24 protein-coding genes are annotated in these 22868 nt (G+C 68.8%); 8 read left to right on the top strand and 16 right to left on the bottom strand.

The features are described 5' to 3' along the window. Positions 1–5 precede the first annotated feature (5 nt). The 10 genes from phnE to phnG all read right to left on the bottom strand — a co-directional run bounded on the left by phnE (position 6) and on the right by phnG (position 8482). Positions 6–995, bottom strand: a complete 990-nt coding sequence (gene phnE, locus ABL312_RS13455) for a phosphonate ABC transporter, permease protein PhnE (protein WP_349357903.1) — start codon at positions 993–995, stop codon at positions 6–8. Between the two features lie 145 nt (positions 996–1140). Further along, a complete protein-coding gene (phnD, locus tag ABL312_RS13460; protein ID WP_349357904.1) occupies positions 1141–2064 on the bottom strand; it encodes a phosphonate ABC transporter substrate-binding protein in 924 nt (307 codons plus the stop codon). A gap of 171 nt (positions 2065–2235) precedes the next feature. Continuing rightward, entirely contained in the window at positions 2236–3069 is an 834-nt protein-coding gene (gene phnC, locus ABL312_RS13465) for a phosphonate ABC transporter ATP-binding protein (RefSeq protein WP_349357905.1), read from the bottom strand. Positions 3070–3170: 101 nt separating this feature from the next. Next, positions 3171–3800, bottom strand: a complete 630-nt coding sequence (locus tag ABL312_RS13470) for a DapH/DapD/GlmU-related protein (protein ID WP_349357906.1) — start codon at positions 3798–3800, stop codon at positions 3171–3173. An 11-nt stretch (positions 3801–3811) separates the two neighbouring features. After that, positions 3812–4519 carry a phosphonate C-P lyase system protein PhnL gene (phnL, locus tag ABL312_RS13475; protein WP_349361413.1) on the bottom strand — a complete coding sequence of 236 codons (708 nt, stop codon included), beginning with the start codon at positions 4517–4519 and terminating at the stop codon, positions 3812–3814. Between the two features lie 41 nt (positions 4520–4560). Next, a complete protein-coding gene (gene phnK / locus ABL312_RS13480) occupies positions 4561–5352 on the bottom strand; it encodes a phosphonate C-P lyase system protein PhnK (RefSeq protein ID WP_349357907.1) in 792 nt (263 codons plus the stop codon). Beyond that, complete coding sequence (locus ABL312_RS13485; RefSeq protein WP_349357908.1) at positions 5349–6254, bottom strand: alpha-D-ribose 1-methylphosphonate 5-phosphate C-P-lyase PhnJ; 906 nt, start codon at positions 6252–6254, stop codon at positions 5349–5351. Before ABL312_RS13485 ends, phnK begins: the two co-directional genes overlap by 4 nt. Continuing rightward, on the bottom strand, positions 6251–7372 hold the full coding sequence (locus ABL312_RS13490; RefSeq protein WP_349357909.1) for a carbon-phosphorus lyase complex subunit PhnI: 1122 nt from the start codon (positions 7370–7372) through the stop codon (positions 6251–6253). Before ABL312_RS13490 ends, ABL312_RS13485 begins: the two co-directional genes overlap by 4 nt. A 1-nt stretch (position 7373) precedes the next feature. Further along, on the bottom strand, positions 7374–8012 hold the full coding sequence (gene phnH, locus ABL312_RS13495; RefSeq protein ID WP_349357910.1) for a phosphonate C-P lyase system protein PhnH: 639 nt from the start codon (positions 8010–8012) through the stop codon (positions 7374–7376). Next, positions 8012–8482 (bottom strand): phosphonate C-P lyase system protein PhnG, encoded by a 471-nt coding sequence (gene phnG, locus ABL312_RS13500; protein ID WP_349357912.1) that lies wholly within the window; start codon positions 8480–8482, stop codon positions 8012–8014. Before phnG ends, phnH begins: the two co-directional genes overlap by 1 nt. A 454-nt stretch (positions 8483–8936) precedes the next feature. Here phnG and phnF point away from each other — a divergent pair, with 454 nt between their 5' ends. From phnF to ABL312_RS13520, 4 genes are all read left to right on the top strand, one after another. Beyond that, positions 8937–9689, top strand: a complete 753-nt coding sequence (phnF, locus tag ABL312_RS13505; protein ID WP_349357913.1) for a phosphonate metabolism transcriptional regulator PhnF — start codon at positions 8937–8939, stop codon at positions 9687–9689. Positions 9690–9908: 219 nt separating this feature from the next. Then, positions 9909–11210: an FAD/NAD(P)-binding oxidoreductase gene (locus ABL312_RS13510; RefSeq protein ID WP_349357914.1), complete on the top strand. Its 1302-nt coding sequence runs from the start codon at positions 9909–9911 to the stop codon at positions 11208–11210. A 13-nt stretch (positions 11211–11223) separates the two neighbouring features. Further along, a complete protein-coding gene (locus ABL312_RS13515; RefSeq protein ID WP_349357915.1) occupies positions 11224–11577 on the top strand; it encodes a DUF5368 domain-containing protein in 354 nt (117 codons plus the stop codon). A 49-nt stretch (positions 11578–11626) separates the two neighbouring features. After that, on the top strand, positions 11627–12073 hold the full coding sequence (locus ABL312_RS13520; protein ID WP_349357916.1) for a hypothetical protein: 447 nt from the start codon (positions 11627–11629) through the stop codon (positions 12071–12073). 142 nt (positions 12074–12215) lie between these two features. Here ABL312_RS13520 and ABL312_RS13525 read toward each other — a convergent pair whose 3' ends face one another. After that, positions 12216–12509: a hypothetical protein gene (locus ABL312_RS13525; protein ID WP_349357917.1), complete on the bottom strand. Its 294-nt coding sequence runs from the start codon at positions 12507–12509 to the stop codon at positions 12216–12218. 227 nt (positions 12510–12736) lie between these two features. Between ABL312_RS13525 and ABL312_RS13530 the strand changes: the two genes are divergently transcribed. Together ABL312_RS13530 and ABL312_RS13535 are read left to right on the top strand one after the other, a co-directional pair. Continuing rightward, positions 12737–14200, top strand: coding sequence for a tryptophan halogenase family protein (locus tag ABL312_RS13530; protein WP_349357918.1), 1464 nt, complete (start codon positions 12737–12739; stop codon positions 14198–14200). Positions 14201–14223: 23 nt separating this feature from the next. Next, positions 14224–14808 carry a hypothetical protein gene (locus ABL312_RS13535; protein WP_349357919.1) on the top strand — a complete coding sequence of 195 codons (585 nt, stop codon included), beginning with the start codon at positions 14224–14226 and terminating at the stop codon, positions 14806–14808. On the opposite strand, the gene ABL312_RS13540 is transcribed toward ABL312_RS13535, so the two are convergent. The 5 genes from ABL312_RS13540 to doeA form a co-directional block, all read right to left on the bottom strand. Further along, complete coding sequence (locus ABL312_RS13540; protein WP_349357920.1) at positions 14792–16321, bottom strand: DUF4135 domain-containing protein; 1530 nt, start codon at positions 16319–16321, stop codon at positions 14792–14794. The two genes, ABL312_RS13535 and ABL312_RS13540, sit on opposite strands and share 17 nt — an antisense overlap. Next, positions 16318–17559 carry a JmjC domain-containing protein gene (locus ABL312_RS13545; RefSeq protein WP_349357921.1) on the bottom strand — a complete coding sequence of 414 codons (1242 nt, stop codon included), beginning with the start codon at positions 17557–17559 and terminating at the stop codon, positions 16318–16320. The genes ABL312_RS13540 and ABL312_RS13545 overlap by 4 nt, the downstream gene beginning before the upstream one ends. 19 nt (positions 17560–17578) lie before the next feature. Further along, the gene (locus ABL312_RS13550; protein ID WP_349357922.1) at positions 17579–17875 is read right to left on the bottom strand and encodes a hypothetical protein; all 297 of its coding nucleotides are present in this window, start codon (positions 17873–17875) and stop codon (positions 17579–17581) included. A 184-nt stretch (positions 17876–18059) separates the two neighbouring features. Further along, positions 18060–19220, bottom strand: a complete 1161-nt coding sequence (gene argE / locus ABL312_RS13555; protein WP_349357923.1) for an acetylornithine deacetylase — start codon at positions 19218–19220, stop codon at positions 18060–18062. 18 nt (positions 19221–19238) lie between these two features. Further along, complete coding sequence (gene doeA / locus ABL312_RS13560) at positions 19239–20423, bottom strand: ectoine hydrolase DoeA (protein ID WP_349357924.1); 1185 nt, start codon at positions 20421–20423, stop codon at positions 19239–19241. A gap of 230 nt (positions 20424–20653) precedes the next feature. Between doeA and ABL312_RS13565 the strand changes: the two genes are divergently transcribed. Beyond that, positions 20654–21151 (top strand): Lrp/AsnC family transcriptional regulator, encoded by a 498-nt coding sequence (locus ABL312_RS13565; protein ID WP_349357925.1) that lies wholly within the window; start codon positions 20654–20656, stop codon positions 21149–21151. 204 nt (positions 21152–21355) lie between these two features. Next, positions 21356–22852 (top strand): NAD-dependent succinate-semialdehyde dehydrogenase, encoded by a 1497-nt coding sequence (locus tag ABL312_RS13570; protein ID WP_349361414.1) that lies wholly within the window; start codon positions 21356–21358, stop codon positions 22850–22852. Positions 22853–22868: the final 16 nt, after the last annotated feature.

Genomic DNA, 22868 nt, shown 5'->3' on the forward strand with positions numbered 1-22868 from the left:
GCCTCTCAGCGTCCGAATTCGAAGGCCTGATCGCCGACGAGACGGCGACGCAGCCAGGCGGAGAACTGGTCCACGGCGACGATCGTCAGGAACAGGAGAAGAATGATGGCGAGCGTCTTCGCCTCGTGGCCGCGGCTGATCGACAGGCGCAGCACCTCGCCGATGCCGCCGCCGCCGACCGCGCCGATGATGGTCGAGGCACGCACGTTGATCTCCAGCCGCAGCAGCGCGTAGCTCATGAAGTTGGGCATGACCTGCGGCACGATGCCGAACCACACCCGCTCGAACCAGGTGGCGCCGACCGCGCGCAGCCCCTCGTCCGGCTTCATGTCGGCGTTCTCGACCACCTCGAAGAACAGCTTGCCGAGCGCGCCCACCGTGTGGATCGACACCGCGATGATGGCGGGCACCGGACCGAGCGTGAGGACGGCGACGAAGAAGCCGGCGATCACGATCTCCGGAAAGGCGCGCAGGAACTCCATCAGGCGGCGCACAGCGCCGCGCAGCCAGGGATTGGTCACCAGGTTCTTCGCCGCGACGAAGCACAGCAGGAAGCCGAAAGTAAAGCCGATCAGCGTGGAGAGCAGCGCGATGTTGAGCGTCTCCAGCATCTTGTAGAAATATTCCGGGACGTAGAACGTTTCGGTGAGATACACACGCCCTTCCGGATAGTTGTACTTGAAGCTTCCGTCGTCATAGGGTGACGGCAGATCGAACAGCGCGCGCCAGACTTCCATCGCGTCGCGCGGCGCAAGATCGCCCAGGAAGTCGAAGAAATAGGGCAGACGGTCGAAGAACTTGCCCGCGTTGGTCTCGTTCGCGAACCACAGCGAGCCCGACAGCGCGACGAGAATCGCCAGGATGCCGCCCCAGGTGTAGAGGCGCCGGCGGGCCATCTGCTCGCGGTAATGCCGCTCGACCAGCGCGCCCTCGGGCGACAACTCGGGAACATCGGGGGCGGCGGCGGACGGCGGGGCGGTCGTCGCGAACGACATGGGCGGTCTCGTGGCTCTGTGCGGACGTATCTGACGGCGGGGCCAGTCTTGTGAGGCGGGCTTGGCGGCGCAGTCCGGCGAGGCAGTCTGGCGGGCGCGAGACGGGCGCCGGCATCGGCCGGCGCCCGCCCCGGACAGGTGAGGCTTAGGAGCCGATCTTCGCCTTGCGGGCGGCGATGATCGCCTTGTAGAAGTCCTCGTTCACTTCCGTGAAGCCGGCGTAGTCGCCGCCCTGGATCGCGGAGAAGCAGTCCTTGTCGCTTTCCGGCAGCGCCATCATGAAGGCCTTGAACCTGGCCTTCATGTCGTCCGACATCGAGCTGCGCACCACGATCGGGCCGTTCGGGATCAGCGGCGACTTCCAGATCTCGACCAGGTCATCCATGTCGAGGATGCCCTTGTCGACCATCTTGCGCAGGTTGCCGGAGGTGTAGCCGTCCTTGAAGTCGCCCACGCCCGAGGCCCAGGTGGTTCCGGCGTCGAAGGTGCCCTTGACGACCTCGAGCACCAGGTTCTCATGGCCGCCGCCGAAGCCGGTCTCGGCGAAGTAGCCGTCGATCGGGCCGCCGATCGCCTCGGGAAGCGTCACGGAGGGGACGAGGAAGCCGGAGGTGGAGTCCGGATCGGCGAAGCCGAGCTTCTTGCCCTTCATGTCCTCCAGCGAAGTGATGCCGCTGTCGGCATGCGCCACCATCACCGAATAATAGCCGGTGGAGCCGTCGGTCTGGATGGTGGTGAGGATCGGCTCGACCGCCTTCGGATCGCTCAGGTAGACCTTGGCATAGCCCGAGGCGCCGAGTTCCGCGTAGTCGAGCGTGCCGCCCAGCAGGCCCTGCACGACGCCGTCGTAATCGGCGGCCGGGAAGAGCGAAACCTTTTCCACGCCGAGCACGTCGGGGAGCTTTTCGGTCAGGCACTGGAAGTTGCGCAGACGGTCGGCTTCGTTCTCGCCGCCCAGAATGCCGATGCGGAATTCCTTGAGGTCTTCCGCCTGCACCGGCGCGATCGCGCCGCCGGTCAGAAGAAGCGTGGCGGCCGCAACCGCGCCAAGAAGAGTGCTCTTGAGCATTGACGTCTCCATTGTGGTCCGGATCACCCGGCCGTTTGAGTCCCTTGGGCCCCGTGACGTGGGACACCGATCCGTGGGCGCGGGGACACGCGGCCCGCACGGACCGACGCTCCCACTAGGATACGAGACCGCCGAACGCCCGCCCCCGCATCCGGGAGCGCGCGCGCAAGGTCAGCCGGCGTAGACCGGCTGCAGCGCCCCCTCGGATGCCTTGGCCGCGCGCGGCGCGGCCGTGATGCTGGTGGATGTGATCGCTTCCGACAGCTCCTGGCTGTCGGCGCCGTAGATGCGACGCGCCGCCTCGCTCGTCAGCATCTCCGGCGTGCCGTCGAACACGACCTCGCCCTGCGCCATGCCGACGATCCGCTCGCAATAGCTGCGCGCCGTGTCGAGCGTGTGCAGATTGGTGATGACGGTGATGCCCTCGCGCGCGTTGATGTCCTTCAGCGCGTCCATCACCTTCTGGGCGTTCAGCGGATCGAGCGAGGCGATGGGCTCGTCCGCGAGCACCATCTTCGGCCGCTGCATCAGCGCGCGCGCAATCGCGACGCGCTGCTGCTGGCCGCCCGACAGGGTGCCGGCCGGCTGCAGCGCCGTCTGCGCGATGTCGAGCCGCTCCAGCGCGGCGATCGCCATCGCCCGCTCGGTGCGCGAGAACATGCCGAGCAGGTTCTTCACCGAGGAGCGGTGATTGAGCCGGCCGAGCAGCACATTGGTCAAGACGTCGAGCCGCGGCACCAGGTTGAACTGCTGGAAGATCATGGCGCAGTCGCGCTGCCAGTCGCGCAGCGCCTGACCGCGCAGGCTCGATACTTCCGTCTCGCCGAAGACGATCCGACCGCCGTTGGGATCGATCAGCCGGTTGATCATGCGCAGCAGGGTCGACTTGCCCGCGCCCGACCGCCCGATGATCCCGACCATCTGCCCGTCCGGAATATCCAGCGACACCGCCTTCACCGCCGTGTTCGCTCCGAACTTGCGCGTGACACCCTCTAACTTGAACATAGACGCCCCAATTTTTGTGTTGGGACATTCGATACCGGTCATTCATGACAGGGCTTCTGCGGTTTCATGACAGTTGATTGACAGTATTTTTACGGAGCCACCTAAGCGTCCGAGCCCACCGTTTCGTGGCGCTTCAGGAAGGCTTCGGCGTCGAGCTCGCGGAAGTCGGCAAGGGCGTCCCGCAACCGGTCGTGGTCCCAGTCCCACCAGGCCAGACGCTGCATGCGCCGGGCGATATCCTCGGGAAAGCGGGCGCGAATGGGTTTCGCCGGAACGCCGCCGACGATCTGGTAGGGCGCCACATCGCGCGACACGACCGCGCCGGCGCCGATCACCGCGCCGTCGCCGACCGTGACGCCGGGCAGGATCGTCGCGCCGTGCCCGATCCACACGTCGTGGCCGATCCGCACCCGCCCCTCGCGCCGCCAGTCGAAGAAGGCTTCGTCCGGTTCGGCGTCCGGCCAGTAGTCGTTCGCCCGATAGGTGAAATGGTGCAAGGTGGCGCGCCAGGTCGGATGATTGGTGGCGTTGATCCGCACCGCCGCCGCGATGTTCGCGAACTTGCCGATTTCGGCGCACCAGATGATGCCGTCCTGCATCACGTAGGAATAGTCGCCAAAATCGGTCTCGCTCATGCGCACCCGCTCGGCCACTTCCGTGTAGCGACCGAGCCGGCTGTCGTGCACCTCGGCCGTTGTGTGAACGAGCGGGGTTTCGCCGAGTTTCGTCATGCGACCCTCCCTCACGCGGCGCGCTGCGGCGCGAAGGCCGTGACGTCGATGATCCGGTCGGCGACGGCCTCGCGCACCTCCTCGTCGTGGAAGATGCCGATCTGCGCGACGCCGGCCCGTTTCTTCTCCGCGATCATCTCGATGACGATGCGCCGGTTGGTGGCATCGAGCGAGGCGGTCGGTTCGTCGAGCAGCAGCACCGGATGATCGGTGATGAAGCCGCGCGCGATGTTCACCCGCTGCTGCTCGCCGCCGGAAAAGGTCGCCGGCGGCAGCGACCACAGCCGCTCCGGTACATTGAGGCGGGCGAGCATTTCGGCGGCGCGGGCACGGGCCGCCTCCGCATCGGCGCCGCGCGCGGTCAGCGGTTCGGCCACCACGTCGAGCGCGGTGACGCGCGGCACGGTGCGCAGGAACTGGCTGACGTAGCCGATGGTGTCGCGACGGATCGCGATCACCTGGCGCGGTTCGGCGGCAACGAGATCGACCATCTCCTCGCGATGGCGCACCAGGATGCGCCCGCCCTGCGCGGCGTAATTGCCGTAGAGCATCTTCATGATCGAGCTCTTGCCCGCCCCCGAGGGGCCGCCGAGCACGACGCATTCGCCCGCGTCGACGGTAAAGGTCGCGCCCTCCACCACCGGCAGCACGAGGCCGCCCTGCAGATGCATGGTGAACGCCTTGGAGAGCGCCTCGACCCGAACCACGGCGGCGGCCATGGCATCGGAGGTCGAACCGGAGAGGGTCGTGTCGGTCATGATCACACCTGCAGGATCGAGGAAACGAGAAGCTGCGTGTAGGGCGCCTGCGGATCGTCGAGCACCCGGTCGGTGAGACCGGCCTCGACCACCGCGCCGTCCTTCATCACGATCATGCGGTGCGACAGGAGCCGCGCCACCGCCAGATCATGCGTGACGACGATGGCCGACAGGCCGAGATCGGCCACAAGCCCGCGCAACAGATCGAGCAGGCGCGCCTGCACCGACACGTCGAGACCGCCGGTCGGCTCGTCCATGAAGACGAGGCGCGGGCCGGTCACGAGATTGCGCGCGATCTGCAGCCGCTGGCGCATGCCGCCGGAAAAGGCGCGCGGCTGGTCGTCGATGCGATCCTCGGCGATCTCCACCCGGCCGAGCCAGCCGAGCGCCGTCTCGCGGATGGTGCCGTAATGACGCTCGCCGACCGCCATCAGCCGCTCGCCGACATTGGCGCCGGCCGACACGGTCATGCGCAGCCCGTCGGCCGGGTTCTGATGCACGAAGCCCCAGTCGGTGCGCATCAGGAGCCGGCGTTCGGCCTCGCCGAGCCGGTAGAGGTCGCGCATCTCGCCGTCGCGCATGCGGTAGCGCACCGAACCGCGCGTCGGCTCCAGCCGGGTGGAAATGCAGTTCAGCAGCGTCGTCTTGCCGGAGCCGGATTCGCCCACGATGGCGACCACCTCGCCCGGGTAGACGTCGAAATCGACGTCCCGGCAGCCGGTGCGCGCTCCATACATTTTGGTCAGGCCCGCGACCGACAGGAGCGGTCGGGCGTCGTCGTGAAACGCGCTCATTGCGCCGTCTCCTTCGTGGCATAGGCGTCCTCGGCCGCGAGCCGGCCACGATGCCCGGCGGCGCGCCGCGTTTCGCAATGGTCGGTGTCGGAGCAGACGAACATCTTGCCGCCCCGGTCATCGAGAATGACCTCGTCGAGATAGGTCCCTTCCGCGCCGCACAGCGCGCAGGGCTCCTCGAAGGACTGGATCTCGAAGGGATGGTCCTCGAAATCGAGGCTCACCACCTTCGTGTAGGGCGGAATCGCGTAGATCCGCTTCTCGCGGCCCGCGCCGAAGAGCTGCAGCGCCGGCGAATTGTCCATCTTCGGATTGTCGAACTTCGGCGTCGGCGAGGGGTCCATCACATAGCGGCCGGCGACCAGCACCGGATAGGCATAGGTGGTGGCGATGTGACCGTGACGGGCGATGTCCTCGTAGAGCTTGACGTGCATCAGCCCGTATTCCTCGAGCGCATGCATCTTGCGCGTCTCGGTCTCGCGCGGCTCCAGGAAGCGCAGCGGCTCGGGGATCGGCACCTGATAGACGATGACCTGCCCCTCGCCGAGCGGCTCCTCGGGAATGCGGTGGCGCGTCTGGATGATCGTCGCCTCGCCCGTGCGCGTCGTCACCGCGACATTGGCGACCTTCTGGAAGAAGGCGCGGATCGACACGGCGTTGGTGGTGTCGTCGGCGCCCTGGTCGATCACCTTGAGCGTGTCGCCCGGTCCGATGATCGAGGCCGTGACCTGCACGCCGCCGGTGCCCCAGCCATAGGGCATCGGCATCTCGCGGCTGGCGAAGGGCACCTGATAGCCGGGAATGGCGATCGCCTTGAGGATCGCCCGGCGGATCATGCGCTTGGTCTGTTCGTCGAGATAGGCGAAGTTGTAACTGGCGATGTCCTGGCTGAGCATGGTCATTCCGCCGCCTCCTGGCTGGGTCCGGCGGCGTCATCCGCCGCCTGTCGCGCGTCGAATTCCCTGCGCAGACGGCGCACCAGATCGAGTTCGGCCTGGAAGTCGACGTAATGGGGCAGCTTCAGGTGTTCCACGAAGCCGGTGGCCTGCACGTTGTCGGCATGCGAGATGACGAATTCCTCGTCCTGCGCGGGCGCCACCCGGTCCTCGCCGAGCTCGCCGGCGCGCAAGGCCCGGTCGACCAGCGACATGGACATCGCCTTGCGCTCCGACTGGCCGAAGACGAGCCCGTAGCCGCGCGTGAACTGCGGCGGCGCCTTGGCCGAGCCGGCGAACTGGTTGACCATCTGGCACTCGGTCACCTTGATCCGCCCCAGCGCCACGGCGAAGCCGAGCTCGGGCACGTCCATTTCCACCAGCACCTCGCCCATGCGGATCTCGCCGGCGAAGGGGTGGGTGCGGCCGTAGCCGCGCTGGGTCGAATAGCCGAGCGCCAGCAGAAAGCCCTCGTCGCCGCGCGCCAGCGCCTGCAGGCGCAGGTCGCGGGCCATCGGGAACTCCATCGGCTCGCGCGTCAGGTCGCCCGAGGGCTCCGGCGTGGCCGCGTCGTCCTTCGACGCCGCCTCGATCAGGTCCTCATGCGCCAGAATGTCGGCGACCCGGGTCAGCGGCGCGCCTTCTTCCGCGCGCGCCGGCGCGGGATCGACCTCCGCCTCTCCGGCCAGCTCGGGATCGAGCAGGCGATGGGTGTAGTCGAAGGTCGGGCCCAGCACCTGACCGCCGGGCAGATCCTTGTAGGTCGCCGAAATCCGGCGCTCGGCGATCATCTCGCCGGTCTCGATGGGGCGCGACGCGCCGAAGCGCGGCAGCGTGGTGCGATAGGCGCGCAGCAGGAAGATCGCCTCGATCATGTCGCCGCGCGCCTGCTTGACCGCGAGCGCCGCGAGATCGGGCGCATAGAGCGACGCCTCGGCCATCACCCGGTCGACGGCGAGCGCGAGCTGCTCGACGATCTGGTCGATGGTGATGAAGGGGAGCGACCGGTCGCCCCGGCGCCGGTCGGCGAGCATCTTGTGGGCGTTGGCGATGGCCGCCTCTCCGCCCTTGACGGCAACATACATGTCAGACGGCCTCTTGGAGTTCGCGACGGGTGACGACGGTGGAGCGCGGCAGCGCCACCGCCTGCATTCCGCTCACAAGGATCAGATCGGCGCCGCGCGGAAAGAGCGCGCGGTTCGCCGCCCGCTGCGCGACGAAGTCCTCGGCAAGGCCGCAGGGCGCGAGGGCGGTCGACCCGTCGATGCCGGGCCCTTCGAGCGTCAGAGCCGGACCGCCCTCAAGGGCGGCAACGGCGAGCACCAGCGTCGCGCCGCGATCCGGATACTCCTGCGTTCCGGCTGAAAGCGCGGCCATGTCCGGCACCGCCTCCGCCGTATCGGCGAAGACGAAGGCCGCCGTGCCGAGATCGTCGACGACCGGACAGCCGCAATGGAACGCAAGCCACGCCTTGATCGCCGGGGTGGCGAGCGCGGGCGACAGCCAGACCGGCGTGTCGGGATCGGCGAGCGTCAGCGCCACGGCGGCGAGACCGGGCGTCATCGGCGCGGGGGGCTGCGGCGGCCCGGCCTCGACGGCGAGCGGCTGCACCGTGCCCGGGCGCGCCATCGCCTGCATCAGCGCATGAAAGGCGGCCTGCGCATCGAGCACGGGATCGGCGAAGCCCCCCTCGACGGCGGCTGCGGAAAAGCCTGTCGCGGACATCAGTCGTCCCCCCGCACCATTGTGAAGAAATCGACCTTGGTCGCGGCGGCCTCGCGGCGCACCTGCGACACCTCGGCGGCGCGCGCGGCGGCGAGCGGCGCGCAGACCGCCCGCTCCACGTCGGCGCGGCGGGTACCTTGCGACCAAAGGGCGGCGAGGATCGCCGACAGCCGGGCCTTGGCACGGTCCTGGCCGAGCGCATAGGCGTGACCGACCGTCCCGTCCGCAAGCCGCACGGTGGCGCGGGTGACCGCCGCCTCGCCCAGATTGAAGGGCGCGCCGTCGCCGCCGATGCGCCCGCGCACCATCACCAGACCGACCTCCGGACCGCGCACGGGCGCGGCGTCCGGCAACGGCTCCAGCGCCTCGGCACAGGCGGCAATCTCGGCGCGCGGCGAGGCCGCGAGCACATCCATCAGGGTCTTCAGTCCCGCCGCATCGGGCGGCACCGGCGTTGCATCAACCGACATCCCTTGCTCCGCTTTTCGGGCCGCACGCCGCGCGCCCGACCTGTCCCCGGACCGCGCCCCGCGCAGTCCCTGTTCGCTTCAACCACGCGGGGCGCGCGGTTCCCTGTCACTGCAACCGCGCGCCCCGCGCGGTGCCTTAATCGTGCGGCCACCCCGCGCGGCCCCGTCTTTCCGCCGCCTGGCATCCTGCCGCCGTCCCGACTGCCAGACCCCGGCACCGGCCCCTTCCGGCCCGTCCCCGGCTCTTTCCCGGGCCATGGGTCAGGGTCGAACCGGCGTCGCGTCTGGTCCGCCGGGCCGTTCTAACCCGCTCGGCATATTTATATAGTTTTATAGACAACCAACGAAGGGAAATCTACCCCTTCGAGATGACGGGTTGATGACGCCGGACAGATCGCTACAAACGGCGAAGAGACGCGGCCGACAGCCTGCGGCAACGAAGGAGACGCAGCGGGTGGGGGAACTGGAACGGCGCAGCGGCGTGGCGCTCTGGCGGCAGATCGCCGACGACATCCGCGCGGCCATCGGCAATGGCGCCTATGACGAGACGGGCAAGCTGCCGACGGAAGCCGCGCTGGCCGCGCAATTCGACGTCAACCGCCATACCGTGCGCCAGGCGCTGGCAGCGCTCGCCCGCGACGGGCTGGTGACCACCGTCCAGGGACGGGGCACCTCCATCGTGCCGCACAACCGCGTCACCTATCCGATCGGCCCGCGCACCCGCTTTTCCGCCGGTCTCGGCGGACAGGTCGCCCGCGCCACGACACGGCTGGTCGAGGCGGTCACGGAGCCGGCCAGCGAGGCAGTCGCCAAGGCGCTGCATCTGGCGCCTGACACGCCCGTGATCCGGCTGGAAAGCGTGGGCGAGGCCGACGGCACGTCGCTGTCGCGGGCGACGAGCTGGTTCGACGCCGACCGCTTCGCCGAGCTTCCCGCCCATTACGCCCGCGACCCGTCGATCACCCGGGCGCTGGCGGCCTGCGGCGTGACCGACTATGTGCGCGTCGCGACCGAGATTTCCGCCGCCCCCGCCACAAGCGCCGACCGGGCCGATCTCGGCTTGCAGCCGGGCGCCGTCGTGCTCGTCACCATCGCCGTGAACGCCGATCCGCAGGGACGGCCGATCCAGTACAGCCGCACCCGCTTCGCCGCCGAGCGCGTCCGCCTCGCGGTGCACTCGGAAACCGACACGCCGTCCGAGACCTGAGACCCGGAATGACGCCCGGAAACCGGGCTGTTCAGGCGGCTTGCGACTTTAGGCGCATTTGAAACACCACTTTTTTTTCGGCGGATTGCGAAAAATCAACGCGACCGATGGGCGGGCGCTCTTTAATTCACATTAACGAATGTATTCACTCCGTGCGGGGACGTTCGGGCGTGCCTGGCGCGCCGGAACGCGGGTCGCCGGGGAACCGGGAGAAACGCCTTGCAGACCACCAGACGCAATTTCCTCGCCCTGTCCGCCGGCCTCGCGGCCCTGTCCACGGTTCCCGCCGCGCGCGCCGCGCAGACGGTGAAGACGGACGCCCGCATCCTCATTCTGGGCGCCGGCGCGGCCGGCACGGCGCTCGCCAACCGGCTGATGGATCGGCTCGACGGCGCGAAGGTCACCATTCTCGATCCGCGCAAGGACCATTACTACCAGCCCGGCTTCACGCTGATCGCCGCCGGCCTCAAGCCGGCCGACTATTCCACCACCGCCACCGCCGACTGGCTGCCGCGCGACGTGGACTGGATCGCGGAAGGCGCCGCGGAGATCGATCCGGACGCGAAGCGCGTGGTGACCACGAGCGGCAAATCCATCGCCTATGACTATCTGGTGGTGGCCGCCGGTCTGAAGCTCGACTTCGAGGCCATCGAGGGCATGTCGCTCGATCTCGTCGGCACCAACGGCATCGGCGCGGTCTATGCCGGCCCGGACTACGCCGCCCGAACCTGGGCGGAGATGGACCGCTTCACCGAAAAGGGCGGCGTCGCGCTCTTCACCCGTCCGGCGACGGAAATGAAATGCGCCGGCGCGCCGCTCAAATACACCTTCCTCACCGACGACTATGCGCGGCGCAAGGGCACCCGGGCCAAGACCGAGATCGTCTACGCCGCCCACAACAAGACCTTCTTCTCGGTGCCGATCGTCAACGAGAAGGTGCGCATGCTGTTCGAGGATCGCGCCGTCGCGCCCGTCTACGACCACGTGATGACCGCGATCGACCCGGGCCGCAAGATCGCCACCTTCGACACGCCGGAGGGGCCCAGGGAGATCGGCTACGACTTCACCAACGTCATTCCGCCGATGCGCGCGCCCGATGTCGTGAAGAACAGCCCGCTCTCGTGGAAGACCGGCAAATGGGTCGACGAGGGCTGGGTCGAGGTCGACAAGCACAGCCTGCGCCACACCCGCTATCCAAACGTCTTCGCCGTGGGCGACGTCGCCGGCGTGCCCAAGGGCAAGACGGCGGCCAGCGTGAAATGGCAGGTGCCGGTGGTCGAGGACCATCTCGTCGCCCAGATCGCCGGACGCGAGAGCGACGCGCGCTACGACGGCTATACCTCCTGCCCGCTCATCACCCGGATCGGCCGGGCGATGCTGGTGGAGTTCGACTACAACAACAATCTCACGCCTTCCTTCCCCGGCGTGATCGCGCCGCTGGAAGAGCTGTGGATCTCCTGGCTGATGAAGGAGATCGCCTTGAAGGCCACCTACAACGCCATGCTGCGCGGCCGCGCGTAAGGGAGGAGCGACCATGAAGGATCTCACCTTTTCCACCATTCTCGCGGTGTTCGAGGAAATCTTCGGCCCCCTCCTGTTCTGGGGGCTCGTCGTCGCCGCCGTCGCGATCACCATCGCCTTCGTCTATGTCGTGGTGCGCGAGCACAGGCTCGAAGGCAGCCGCCTGCTGCGCGCGGAACTGATGGCCCCGGTCGGCGCCATCGCCGCCATCCTCTTCGTGCAATGGATCACCAGTTCGGGCTTTTCCGACATCGGCGGCCCGATCGACGTGATCGTCCTGATCGCCATCGGCGTCACCGGCGCCATCGGCCTGACGATCCTCGCCTATGTCGCACTGGCCGCCTTCACCCGCCGCGACGACGCCTAGGCGCCTCTTTCCCTTATCCCTTTCCTCCCAAGCACAAGGACGACCCTACATGTTCAGGAAACTGGTTCTCGCGCTCGCCGTCACGGCCGCCGCCGCCCTGCCGGTCAAGGCCGAGTCCGCCGACGGCACCAAGCCCGACCTCGTGACCGTGCTGGCCGCGCCCGACGCCCAGACGCAGATGATGGCGATGGTGCTCACCATGCAGTCGATGCAGCAGGGCGCGGGCACGCGCATCCTGCTGTGCGGTCCGGCCGCCGATCTTGCGCTCAAGGACGCGCCCGCCTCCGCCACCGCCCCGCAGAAGCCGCTCGGCATCGGTCCGCAGGACCTGATGAAGAAGCTGATGTCCGAGGGCACGCCGGTGGAGGTCTGCGCGATCTATCTTCCCAACCGCGACAGCGGTCCCGAGGTGCTGCTCGACGGCGTCGGCGTCGCCAAGCCGCCGCAGATGGCCGGTCACCTGATCGCGGAGAACGCGCGCATCCTGTCCTTCTGAGACGCGCGCGGCACAGACATCGGCCGCACGCGCCCCCGGCGCGTCGGCCCCGCCCGGGCACCCGCTGTCTCCCTCCTCTTCGGCGGCCCGGGCGTTTTTCCTCTCGCACCGACGCCGGCCTCGCCCGGCAGGCCCGCACAGCTCAGAACCTGCCGCTCCAGGGATGCACCGCCGGTCGCGCCTCGGGATGCGCGCGCAGGAAATGATGCAGCACATGCAAAAGCTCGCGCACGTGTCCGGCATCCCCGCGCGCCTGCGCGGCGCGAATGTCGTCGACGATCATGTCGCGGACGCTCTGTGTTCCGGTCTTCGCCGCCGAGAGATACTGCGCGAGGCCGCAGGCGACCGCGTCGCTGACGTGTTCGTGTTCGGCGATGGCGTGGATTTCTTCTTCGCTCAGCCCGCTCATCGCGATGCAGTCTTCCAGACTGATCATCGGCTCCTCCCGTGGAAGACGGCTTTCCGCCGAGGGAAAGCCCCCCTCAGAGTGTCATCAAATTGTCACATGCCCAATTCGCGGAATTGCGGACGCCGCCGCAACGCTGCGTCAGTCCCAGCCCCGTCGGACAGGGTGCCCTTGCGGGAAGCGCGCCTTCCCGCTTGACCCACTCATAGTTGCAGGACATCCTGACAGCACGGAAAAGGGCACGGGAGCGGGGGAGGATGCACGCGCGGGTCGACATCGCGATCATCGGGGGCGGCGCGACCGGCTGGATGGCGGCCGCCTATCTCAATCGGTTTCTGCCGTCCCTCGACATCGCCGTGATGGAATCGCCCGATGTCCCTCCGCTCGGCGTCGGGGAATCGCTCAATTCCGTGTCGCGCCGCTTCAATGCGGCGCTCGGGATCGACGAGGCCGAATTCCTGCGCGCCGTCGACGGCACCTACAAGATCGGCATCGCCTTCGAGGAGTTCGCCGATCTGGGCACCGGCTTCTTCCACCCCTTCGGCCGGCCTGCCGGCCCTGTCGACGCGCATCCGCATGCGCAGGACGCCTTCCCCGCGACCTGGCTGTGCCGGGCCAACCGCTTCGACCCCGGACAGGGCGCGCGCGGCTATCATGTCTGCGCCACGCGCTACGCCGGCTTTCTGCGCGATCTGGCGACCGCGCGCGGCGTCACCCGGATCGCGGCCCATGCCGAACGCGTGCGCCGGAGCGGGCGGGCCATCGCGGCGGTGGAGGATCTGGAGGCCGATCTCTTCATCGACTGCACGGGCTTTCGCGGCCTGCTGCTCGGCGATGCCCTGCAAACGCCGTTTCACGGGCTCGACGACACCCTGCCGAACGACGCGGCCGTCGCGCTGCGCGTGCCCTACGAGCGGATCGCGACGCGACCCTTCCCCTTCACCCGCTGCGCGGCGCAAGAGGCGGGGTGGATCTGGGAAATCCCGCTGTGGTCGCGGCTCGGCGCCGGCTACTGCTACGCGCGCCGTCATCTCACACCCGACGACGCGACCGCGCGGCTGAAGGCGCATCTCGGCCTCTCCGCCGACGACGATCTGGAGCCGATGCACATCCGTTTCCGGCACGGCCGCCATGCCCGCGCCGTGGCGGAAAACTGCGTCGCGCTCGGCGGCGCCTTCGGCTTCATCGAACCGCTGGAATCGACCGGGCTGGCGATGACACAGGCCAACATCATGTCGCTGGTGCCCGGCCTTGCGGATCTTGGGCGCTGGGACCGGCTGTGCCGGGAGCGCTTCGACACCACCGCCGATTTCGTCTTCGCCCACTACCGGCTGAGCCGGCGGCGCGACAGCGCCTATTGGCGCGAGATCCAGACCCGCGCGCCGGGCCCGCGACTCGCCCGTCTGCTGGCCGAGGCACGGCACGGCGATTTCGAGCGCATCGACAACGACCCAGGCCACTTCTACCGCGCGCGCAACTGGAACGCCGTGCTCTCCGGCATGGGTCTGTTCGACGCGCCGGAAACCGACGCCCCGCCGCTCGACACACAGGATCTGGCGGCCCGCGCCGCCGAGGCGCCCGATTTCGTCACCCATCTTGCCGAAACGCTGCACGGACCGCCGCCATGGCCGCACACACCGCCCCCCTCGCCAGTCGCGCCGCCAGCACCGGCACGACGTCGACCGGCCCCCGCCCCGATGATGGACAATGCCTCTCCCTGAGCGCCGCGCATGAGATCGACGGCGTGCCGCTCAGGATCTACCGCTGGGAGGCGGCGGACGCGCTCGCCGCCCTGCGCGACGACATCCTCGCCCGCGAGGCCGAGGTTCTGGCCCTGCCGATGAGCGCGGACTGGGACGCGCGCCACGACGACGTCGCCTCCTCCCGCTATGCGCATTACAACCTGTTCGCCCGGGCCGGACCGGCCTATGACGCCCTGCGCGCGGCCGTGCGCGCCGCGATTTCGCATCTGCGCGCCGAACTCGACCTCAAACCCAAGCCCGCCTACATCCAGTGCTGGTCCAACATCCTGCGCGCCGGCCAGGGCCTGCCGCAGCACGCCCACCCCTATCCGCTGCACGGGCATCTCAACGTCTCGACCAGCGGCAGCACGACCCGCTACGGCACGTCGGCGCCGGTCGAGATCGCCAATCGGCCCGGCGATCTGACCCTGTTCGCCCGGCCGGGTCTGGCCCATTCGGTCGCGCCCTACGACGGCGCCGACGCGCGCATTTCCATCGCCTTCGACCTGCTGCCGGTGGCCTTCGTCGAGGCCGACCCGCGCTGGCGCAAGCGCTACGAGGCGCGAAGCTTCATTCCGTTTGAGTAGGGTCGCTCTCCGCGCAAAGGGCCGCCTCGATCTCCGCAAGTGCTGCGGCGAGCCCCGTCTCGTCCAGCGCGGCAAGCCGGCGCGCCGCACAGGCTTCCCCGGAGATCATGCCCTTGAGCGGAAGATCCGGCGCGACCAGACGTACCTCCTCCCCCACGGCCCGATAGGCGAAGGCGGGAATGGAAAGCGCCGCGAGCTGGTCGCGCTCCTGCGCGCGCACCCTCGCTTGCGCGTCCGGATCGGACGGCCCCGCAGGCGGCGGCAGGGCGGACAGCATCTCGTCGAGCCAACCGGTGCGGCGTGCGGCGGCCAGATAGCCGGCCAGCAACTCGCCATAGAGGACGGTGGGACGCACCACGAAACGCCCCGCCCCGGCTTCCGTCTTGGTCCCGGTCCCGGAAACGTCCACCCGCAGCGGACCGGAGGGTGCCAGCAGGTCGGACGCGCGCGCGGCCGCCCGTTGCCAGGCCGTGCGGAAACCGCGCCGCACGGCAGCGCCCTGCACGGGCCGCGCAAGCCCGCCTCGGCGGGGCAAGTGGCGCAGGGATGCGTCCGCGACCTCACGGCGGACCAGAGCGACACGCCCCGCGGCATCGACCTCCACGGCGCGCACCGCATGGCGCACCTCGGCCGCCCGGGCGAGCCCGCTGCGCGAGCGCGCCGGATCGCCGCCCGGTGTCGGCAGATAGCCGGTGCGCGACAGATCCGACGCCGCGTCGGCATGGCCCGGATAAAAGCAGGTCTCGCAGTCGATCAGCACCGGCTCGGCGCCGCGCGCCACAAGGTTGGAGGCCACCGCATCGCGCGAATTGGTGAGCCACAGCCAGAACAGCAGTTCCCCGGCCCGCTTGTAGAAAACACCAAGCGCCGCGTCGTCCGGCACCTCCCCGGCCGCGATCCACGCGCACCAGCCGTAGCCGTCGCGGACCAGCGTGTCGGCGGCGAAGAGTTCCGCGATCTCCGTCTCGGCCAGCCACCCGGCCAGTCGCGCCCATTGTGCCTCGCGCGTCACCGGGCGCGGCTTGTAGGCGACCGCCCGCCCGTCGGAAAACACGATCCGCCGCACGCAGGCCGCCCCGTGATACTCGCTGCAAGGTCCCTCGATGGCTGAAACATGCGCCCCGGGCGCGATGGCGAGCTGCGTCGAGAGGGCATGACGGTCGGCCGCGAGCCGCTCAAGCATGGCCGCGACGCCTTGGCGCCAGTCGCTCAGGAAGCGGCCAAGCGCCGCCAGCAGGCTCCCCGCCGCTGCCGCATCGAGCAGGTTGACCGGATCGTCGACCGCTTCGAGCCCGGCAAGCGGCGCCGCGCCGCCGGCGCATTGGACAAGCACCGTTTCCGGCACGGCGAGACGCGTCAGCGCCTCCGCCCCCTCCGTCTCGAGCGCCTCCCAGGCGGCCTGCGACAGCCAATCGGTCGGCGCTGATTCCCGCAGGGGCGCGAGCGCGTGGCGCACGAGGCGGCGGCACCCGGCGTGTCCCGGCACCCGGGTGACATCGCCGTGGCAGATCATTCCTCGCCGCAGACGACCAGAAGTCCGGCTTTCGCCAGCGTGCGGACCAGATCGACGCGCGAGGCAAGTTCCAGCGGCTCGGGCAGATCGCGCGCGGTGAAGGGCCCGGTGGAGCGCGCGATCTTCCGCAGCGCGCCGCCGGCGATCAGCGGCGCCTCGATGCAACCGGGTTGCAGGTTTTCGTCGGTGGCGATGCCGATGCCGGGGAACTGGATGCGCACCGCGTCGCCTTGCTCATAGACATGACAGGGACACTCCGGCCGGCGCAGCAGCGGCGTGTCGGCCAGGATCGTTTCGGCCTGCGTGGCGGTGCGGATGTGCGCGCCCGGCAGCGGGCGGAGCTGCGCGCCGAAGGTCTCGTGAAACCGCTCCATGGCGAGCCGGCGCGGACGCGGCTTGCCGGCGGCCGCAACCAGCCGGTCGAGCTTGTCCGACAGCAGCGTCTCGAACCCCTCGCCCTCGCGCTCCAGGATGGAGGCGCGAAAGGCCGGGTCCTGCTCGGCCGCGATCTGCACCAGATGCGTCAGGTAGTCGACCCAGCGCAGCGGCCGGAAGCCCATGGTGATGTGGAAGGAATGCCCCTCCAGCGTGTGCGGGCCATGGACCAGGCCGCGCGGCACATAAAGCAGATCGCCGGGCTCCAGATCGAACACCGCGCTCGGCGCCCCGACGCTGGCCTGATCGATCAGATGGATCTGCCGGTCGATGGGCAGCTCGATGCGCTGGTCGAACAGCGGCCAGCGCTTGGTGCCCTCGAGCTGCAGGATGAAGACGTCATGCGTGTCGAAATGGGCGAGAAAACCCTGCTGCTCGGTCGGCGTGAGAAAGCCGTTGGCGGCGACCTTGCCGCCGAACTCCGCCTCGATGGCGCGCGCGGCCCGGGCCACGGGCACCGACATGGTGTCCATGCCGTTGAGGATGAGCGTGCAGCCCTCCGCGAGCCGGTCCACCGACCAGCGGAACAGGCTCTTGCCCTGCGAGGGATGCGGCATCGGAAAGTAGGTCCCCTGCCGGTTCACGCGCAGCACCCGGCGCAGCTTTTCCTCCTGGCTCCAAAGCAGATGCTCGAAGCCATCGATCCCCGGAAACGCCGGATAGCGGTCGGCGACGCCGCGCCCCGACAGATGCAACGGCTGCTTCTCGTAATAGTCGGCAAAGAACGTCTCGACGGTGAGCGGCGCCAGCAACGCCGCAAGGCTCGCCGCCCCCTCGGGCGGCGAGATTCCGGGCACGGTCATGATGGGCACTCCGCGCGCGTCAGAAGAGCTCAAGCTGAATGGCGATCACCTGCGCGGCGATGGTCATCAGGTCGTCCTTGTCGAGCTTCAGGATGTCCGGCGGCGTCGGGATGACGATATGCTTCACATCCTTGCTGTCGAAGTGGAACTGCACCTTGACGTCGCCGCCCTTCTCGAACTCGAACCCCTCCTCCTCGAGCATTCGGCGGGGATCCTTGGCGAGCTTTTCCTTGTAATCGGGATCGGTCCAGCACTTCACGACGATCCGCGTCATGATGTCCTTGTTGCTGGGGCGATCTTCCCTGGAACTGACCATGATGAACTCCTCAAGCGAAATGGCTGACGAACGCAAAACAGGACTCGGCGCGAGCGAAACATGCAGCGCCGAAACGAGCCTAACCAGAAAGGGAATTTTCTGCAAACGCAGTCAGGAATTGCAACCACGGACACAACACCGCGCAGCGCCGGTTGCATCCGCGTCCTTTCTGAGAAATGGCCGCTCAGGCCGTCAGCCGGCGCTCCAGCCCGGTCAGCATGTCGAGGCAGGATTGCAGCTGGTCGAGGCTGACGTATTCGTCCGGCTTGTGCGCCTGGGCGATGGAGCCCGGTCCGCAGACGACCGCCGACATGCCGAGCCCTTGAAAGAGGCCGGCCTCGGTCCCGAAGGCCACCACATCCGCGCCATTCGCCCCGGTGAGTTCGGCGACGATGCGCCGGGCCTCGTTGTCGTCTGCGGGTTCCAGCCCGCAGACCTCGCCGATCACCTGCGTCTCGATGCTCGCCTGCGGCGCGACCGCGCGCATCGCCGGCAGCAGCACCTCGGCGGCGTAGGCCTCGATCTGCGCGCGCACGAAGAGCCGGTCGGCTTCCACCACGGGGCGCATCTCCCACTCCACGCTGGCGTGGCCGGGGATGACGTTATGCGCCACCCCGCCGGAGAGGCTGCCGATCTGCAAGGTCGTCCAGGGCGGCTCGAAGCGGCTGTCGGCGGGGGCGCGGGACTTCAGCGCCTCGGCCAGTTCCATCAGCCGCGAGACGTAGCGCACGGCGTATTCCACCGCGTTGACGCCCGCGTCCGGGTTGGAGCCGTGGCCCTCGAGCCCGGTGAAGGTGGTGGTGTATTCGCAGCAGCCCTTGTGGCCCTCGATGATCCGCATCTCGGTCGGCTCGCCGACGATGGCAACGGCGGGGCGGATCTTCAGCCGCTTGAGATCGTCGACGAGCTGGCGCGCGCCGAGACAGCCGACTTCCTCGTCATAGGTGAAGCAGAAATGCACCGGCCGGGCGAGATCGAGGGCGGCATAACGCGGCGCGACCGCAAGGGCCGCCGCGATGAAGCCCTTCATGTCGCAGGTCCCGCGTCCGTAGAGCAGACCGTCGGCCTCGCGCAGCGTGAAAGGATCGGACGACCAGTCCTGATCCTCCACCGGCACCACGTCGCTGTGCCCCGACAGCACGATACCGCCGTCGCCCTCGGGCCCCAGCGTGGCGAAGAGATTGGCCTTGTGGCCGCTCGGGTCGGTCATCACGCTGGTGCGCGCGCCGAGATCCCCGAGCCGGTCGGCGGCATAGGCGATCAGCTCCAGATTGCTGTCCGCCGACACCGTGGGAAAGGCGATCAGGTCGGCGAGAATCGCGCGCGTGTCGTCGAGCAGGGACATGGCCAAGGTTTAGCAGCCCTAATCCTTGACGAAAAGCGCCCGCGGCCGGTTGCACAGACACTCCGCCGGGCCGCTTTCGGTGATCAGGATGCTCTCGGTGATCTCCAGCCCCCAGTCGTCCATCCAAAGCCCGGGCATGAAATGGAAGGTCATGCCGGGTTCCAGCACGGTGTCGTCGTCGGGGCGCAGCGAGATCGTCCGCTCGCCCCAGTCGGGCGGATAGGACACGCCGATGGGATAGCCGCAGCGCGCGGCGCGGTCGATGCCGGCGCGTGCCAGCGGCGCGCCCAGCGCCTCGGCGATGTCGGCCGCCGTGTTGCCCGCGCGCGCCGCGTCGAGCCCCGCTTCCAGGCCCTCCACCAGCGCCGCTTCGGCGTCCAGCAGATATTGCGGCGGCTTGCCCAGATAGACCGTCCGGCAGAACGGCGCGTGATAGCGGCGGTAGCAGCCGGCGATCTCGAAGAAGGTCGCCGACCCCTTCTCGATCAGCCGCCCGTCCCAGGTGAGATGCGGCGCGGCCGCGTCCGACCCGCTCGGCAGCAGCGGCACGATGGCGGGATAGTCGCCCCAGGCATCCTCCGTGCCGCGAATGGCGTCGGCATAGATCTCGGCGACGAGATCGGTCTTGCGCATGCCCGGCTCGATGCGCGCCAGGATGCCGTCGATCACCTTCTCAGAAATCCGCGCCGCGCGGCGCATGAAGACGATTTCCTCCTCCGACTTCACCGCCCGCTGCCAGTTCACCAGCGCGGTCGCATCCACGAAATGGGCGTCGGGCAATTCCGCCTGCAGCGTCAGATAGGCCTTGGCCGAGAAGTAGTAGTTTTCCAGCTCGACGCCGATGCGCCGGGCCTCGTAGCCATGCCTGCGGATGATGGCGGCCAGCGTCTCCATCGGATGGCGCACGGTCGATTGCACGAAGAAATCCGGATAGCCCGACACCCGGTCGTCATCCATCCACACCGTGCGGATCGCGCCGTTGGCGTCCTGCAGACGGCCCCACCAGATCGGGTCCTCGTCGTGGAAGACGAGCACGCCCTGGTGCACGTAGAACGACCAGCCGTCGTAGCCGGTCAGCCAGGCCATGTTCGAGGGATCCTCCACGAACAGGACATCCATTTCCTGTTCGCGCATGGCGGCGCGCACCTTTTCGAGACGCCGCGTAAACTCTGCCCGGGAGAACGGTAGTTCGACAGCCGGCATGTATCCCCTCATTGTGCGAGAAAAAACAGCTTCTTCGCGTTGTACACACGACGTGGCGGTCTTGGACAGGGGTTTTGCGGCCGTGTCGCGATCAGACCAGCAGATGTCGCTTGCGGCGATTGCATTCCGTTGCGGGGTCGCTGCACCGCGTGAGCCGCGCCATGGGACGCGCCCTGTCGCCAGACCGACGACATGGACAGACGCGCGCCTCCCCCTGTAAGACCTTGGACATGCTGCGCCTCGACGACCGCGACCTTGCCATCCTCTCCGTCCTCGCCCGCGAGGGCCGCCTGTCCAAGGCGGATCTGGCGCGCCGCATCAACCTCTCCCCCACGCCCTGCTGGGAGCGGCTGAAGCGGCTGGAGAAGGCCGGCATCATCGCCGGCTACCGCGCCGAGATCGCGCTCAGAAAGCTCGCCCCGCATGTCACGGTCTTCGTCACGCTCGAGCTGGACAACCACGGCGCCGGCGCCTTTCAGGCGTTCGAACAGATGGTGCGCGGCGAGCCGGAAATCGTCCAGTGCTGGGCGCTCGGCGGCGGCTTCGACTACCTGATGCAGATCGTCACCCGCGACGTCGACAGCTACCAGCGGCTGATCGACCGGATGCTGGAGCAGGGTCTGGGGCTTGCGCGCTATTACACCTACATCGTCACCAAGCCGGTGAAGGCCGACGGCCCGCCGCCGCTCGACGCCCTTCTGCCCTCAGGCGACCGATCGGACGCCTGAGGCCGGCGAGAAAAGACGGATCGTCTGCTCGCGCCGCATGAATTGGACGCATCTCCTGCGCGATCCGCGCCATCCTGCACGGCAACGGAACGTCTCAGGAGGGAGCGCGACGCCATGACCAGCCAGACAGTGACCAACAGGTCGGCGACCGGCCAAACGGCGACCGGCCAGACCGTGACGGGCGATGCGAGCGCGGACCGGGAGATGCGGACCGGCGCGGCGGCGCGCAATGCCGGCCCGGTCAGCGGCATCACCGGGGTGAGCGACCTGCGCCTGGTGCGTCAGTTCGGCTATGTCGGCGGACGCTGGGTGTCGGGCGAGACCGGCGACACCCTTGCCGTGCGCGATCCGGCGCGCGGCACCACGCTCGGCGAGGTCGCCGCGCTGACGCGCGATCAGGCGCGCGCCGCGATCGACACGGCCGACGCCGCCTTTCCCGACTGGGCCGGCGCCCTGCCGCAGGTGCGCTCCGACGCGCTGCGCCGCTGGTTCGACCTGATCGTCGCGCACAAGGAGGATCTCGCCCGGCTGATGACGCTGGAACAGGGCAAGCCGATCTCCGAATCGCGCGGCGAGATCGACTATGCCGCCTCCTTCGCCGAGTTCTACGCCGAGGAAGCCAAGCGGCCGAACATCGACAGCGTGACCTCGCATCTGCCCGACGCGGAAATGGAGCTGTGGCTGGAGCCGGTGGGCGTCGCGGCCCTCGTCACGCCGTGGAATTTCCCCTGCGCCATGATCACCCGCAAGGCGGCCGCCGCCCTTGCCGCCGGCTGCACCGTGCTGGTCCACCCCTCGCACGAGACGCCCTATTCCGCGCTGGCGCTCGCCGAGCTCGCGGAACGCGCGGGCTTTCCGCCGGGCGTCTTCAACGTGGTACCGGGCGACGCGGCGACCATCGTCGGCGCCTGGACGGCGGATGCGCGCGTGCGGGCCGTCTCCTTCACCGGCTCCACCGAGGTCGGCCGGCTGATCTACCGCCAATGCGCCGAGACGGTGAAGCGCATGGTGCTGGAACTGGGCGGGCATGCGCCGTTTCTCGTCTTCTCCGACGCCGATCTCGAGCGCGCGGAGGAGGAAGCGGTCAAGGCGAAGTTCGCGACCTCCGGGCAGGATTGCCTCGGCGCGAACCGCTTCTATGTCGCCCGCCCGCTCTATGCCGCCTTCTGCAAGGCGTTTGCCGAGCGCACCGCCGCGCTCACCGTGGGACGCGGGCTCGACGACCCCGACATCGGCCCCCTGATGAACGAGAATGCCGTCGCCAAGCAGCAGGCCCATGTGCGCGACGCGCTGGAGCGCGGGGCACGGCTTCTGACCGGCGGCGAACGGCACGACGCCGGACCGCTGTTCTTCAAGCCGACGGTGCTCGCCGACGTGCCGCATGACGCGCTGATCATGCGCGAGGAAACCTTCGGCCCCGTCGCCGCCATCGCGCCCTTCGACGACGAGGCGGAGGCCATCGCCCGGGCCAACGACAGCGAATACGGTCTGGTCGCCTATCTGCACACGCAGGACGCCCGGCGCATCTATCGCCTGACACGGGCCCTGCGCTACGGCATGGTGGCGGTGAACCGCACCAAGGTGACCGGCGCGCCGATCCCCTTCGGCGGCATGAAACAATCCGGCCTAGGGCGCGAGGGCGCCGCGCTCGGCATGCAGGACTTCATGGACCTCAAATACGTGTGCCGCGACTGGGCCTGAGGGGCCGCGCGGCGCG

The organism is Stappia sp., assembly GCF_040110915.1.
In the GTDB taxonomy this organism is placed as follows: Bacteria; Pseudomonadota; Alphaproteobacteria; order Rhizobiales; family Stappiaceae; genus Stappia.

Excerpts from the sequence above, each read along its gene's own strand:
- phnE (WP_349357903.1), bottom strand. The coding sequence starts at position 995 with ATGTCGTTCGCGACGACCGCCCCGCCGTCCGCCGCCGCCCCCGATGTT.
- phnD (WP_349357904.1), bottom strand. The coding sequence starts at position 2,064 with ATGCTCAAGAGCACTCTTCTTGGCGCGGTTGCGGCCGCCACGCTTCTT.
- phnC (WP_349357905.1), bottom strand. The coding sequence starts at position 3,069 with ATGTTCAAGTTAGAGGGTGTCACGCGCAAGTTCGGAGCGAACACGGCG.
- ABL312_RS13470 (WP_349357906.1), bottom strand. The coding sequence starts at position 3,800 with ATGACGAAACTCGGCGAAACCCCGCTCGTTCACACAACGGCCGAGGTG.
- phnL (WP_349361413.1), bottom strand. The coding sequence starts at position 4,519 with ATGGCCGCCGCCGTGGTTCGGGTCGAGGCGCTCTCCAAGGCGTTCACC.
- phnK (WP_349357907.1), bottom strand. The coding sequence starts at position 5,352 with ATGAGCGCGTTTCACGACGACGCCCGACCGCTCCTGTCGGTCGCGGGC.
- ABL312_RS13485 (WP_349357908.1), bottom strand. The coding sequence starts at position 6,254 with ATGACCATGCTCAGCCAGGACATCGCCAGTTACAACTTCGCCTATCTC.
- ABL312_RS13490 (WP_349357909.1), bottom strand. The coding sequence starts at position 7,372 with ATGTATGTTGCCGTCAAGGGCGGAGAGGCGGCCATCGCCAACGCCCAC.
- phnH (WP_349357910.1), bottom strand. The coding sequence starts at position 8,012 with ATGTCCGCGACAGGCTTTTCCGCAGCCGCCGTCGAGGGGGGCTTCGCC.
- phnG (WP_349357912.1), bottom strand. The coding sequence starts at position 8,482 with ATGTCGGTTGATGCAACGCCGGTGCCGCCCGATGCGGCGGGACTGAAG.
- ABL312_RS13515 (WP_349357915.1), top strand. The coding sequence starts at position 11,224 with ATGAAGGATCTCACCTTTTCCACCATTCTCGCGGTGTTCGAGGAAATC.
- ABL312_RS13520 (WP_349357916.1), top strand. The coding sequence starts at position 11,627 with ATGTTCAGGAAACTGGTTCTCGCGCTCGCCGTCACGGCCGCCGCCGCC.
- ABL312_RS13525 (WP_349357917.1), bottom strand. The coding sequence starts at position 12,509 with ATGATCAGTCTGGAAGACTGCATCGCGATGAGCGGGCTGAGCGAAGAA.
- ABL312_RS13530 (WP_349357918.1), top strand. The coding sequence starts at position 12,737 with ATGCACGCGCGGGTCGACATCGCGATCATCGGGGGCGGCGCGACCGGC.
- ABL312_RS13540 (WP_349357920.1), bottom strand. The coding sequence starts at position 16,321 with ATGATCTGCCACGGCGATGTCACCCGGGTGCCGGGACACGCCGGGTGC.
- ABL312_RS13545 (WP_349357921.1), bottom strand. The coding sequence starts at position 17,559 with ATGACCGTGCCCGGAATCTCGCCGCCCGAGGGGGCGGCGAGCCTTGCG.
- ABL312_RS13550 (WP_349357922.1), bottom strand. The coding sequence starts at position 17,875 with ATGGTCAGTTCCAGGGAAGATCGCCCCAGCAACAAGGACATCATGACG.
- argE (WP_349357923.1), bottom strand. The coding sequence starts at position 19,220 with ATGTCCCTGCTCGACGACACGCGCGCGATTCTCGCCGACCTGATCGCC.
- doeA (WP_349357924.1), bottom strand. The coding sequence starts at position 20,423 with ATGCCGGCTGTCGAACTACCGTTCTCCCGGGCAGAGTTTACGCGGCGT.
- ABL312_RS13565 (WP_349357925.1), top strand. The coding sequence starts at position 20,654 with ATGCTGCGCCTCGACGACCGCGACCTTGCCATCCTCTCCGTCCTCGCC.
- ABL312_RS13570 (WP_349361414.1), top strand. The coding sequence starts at position 21,356 with ATGCGGACCGGCGCGGCGGCGCGCAATGCCGGCCCGGTCAGCGGCATC.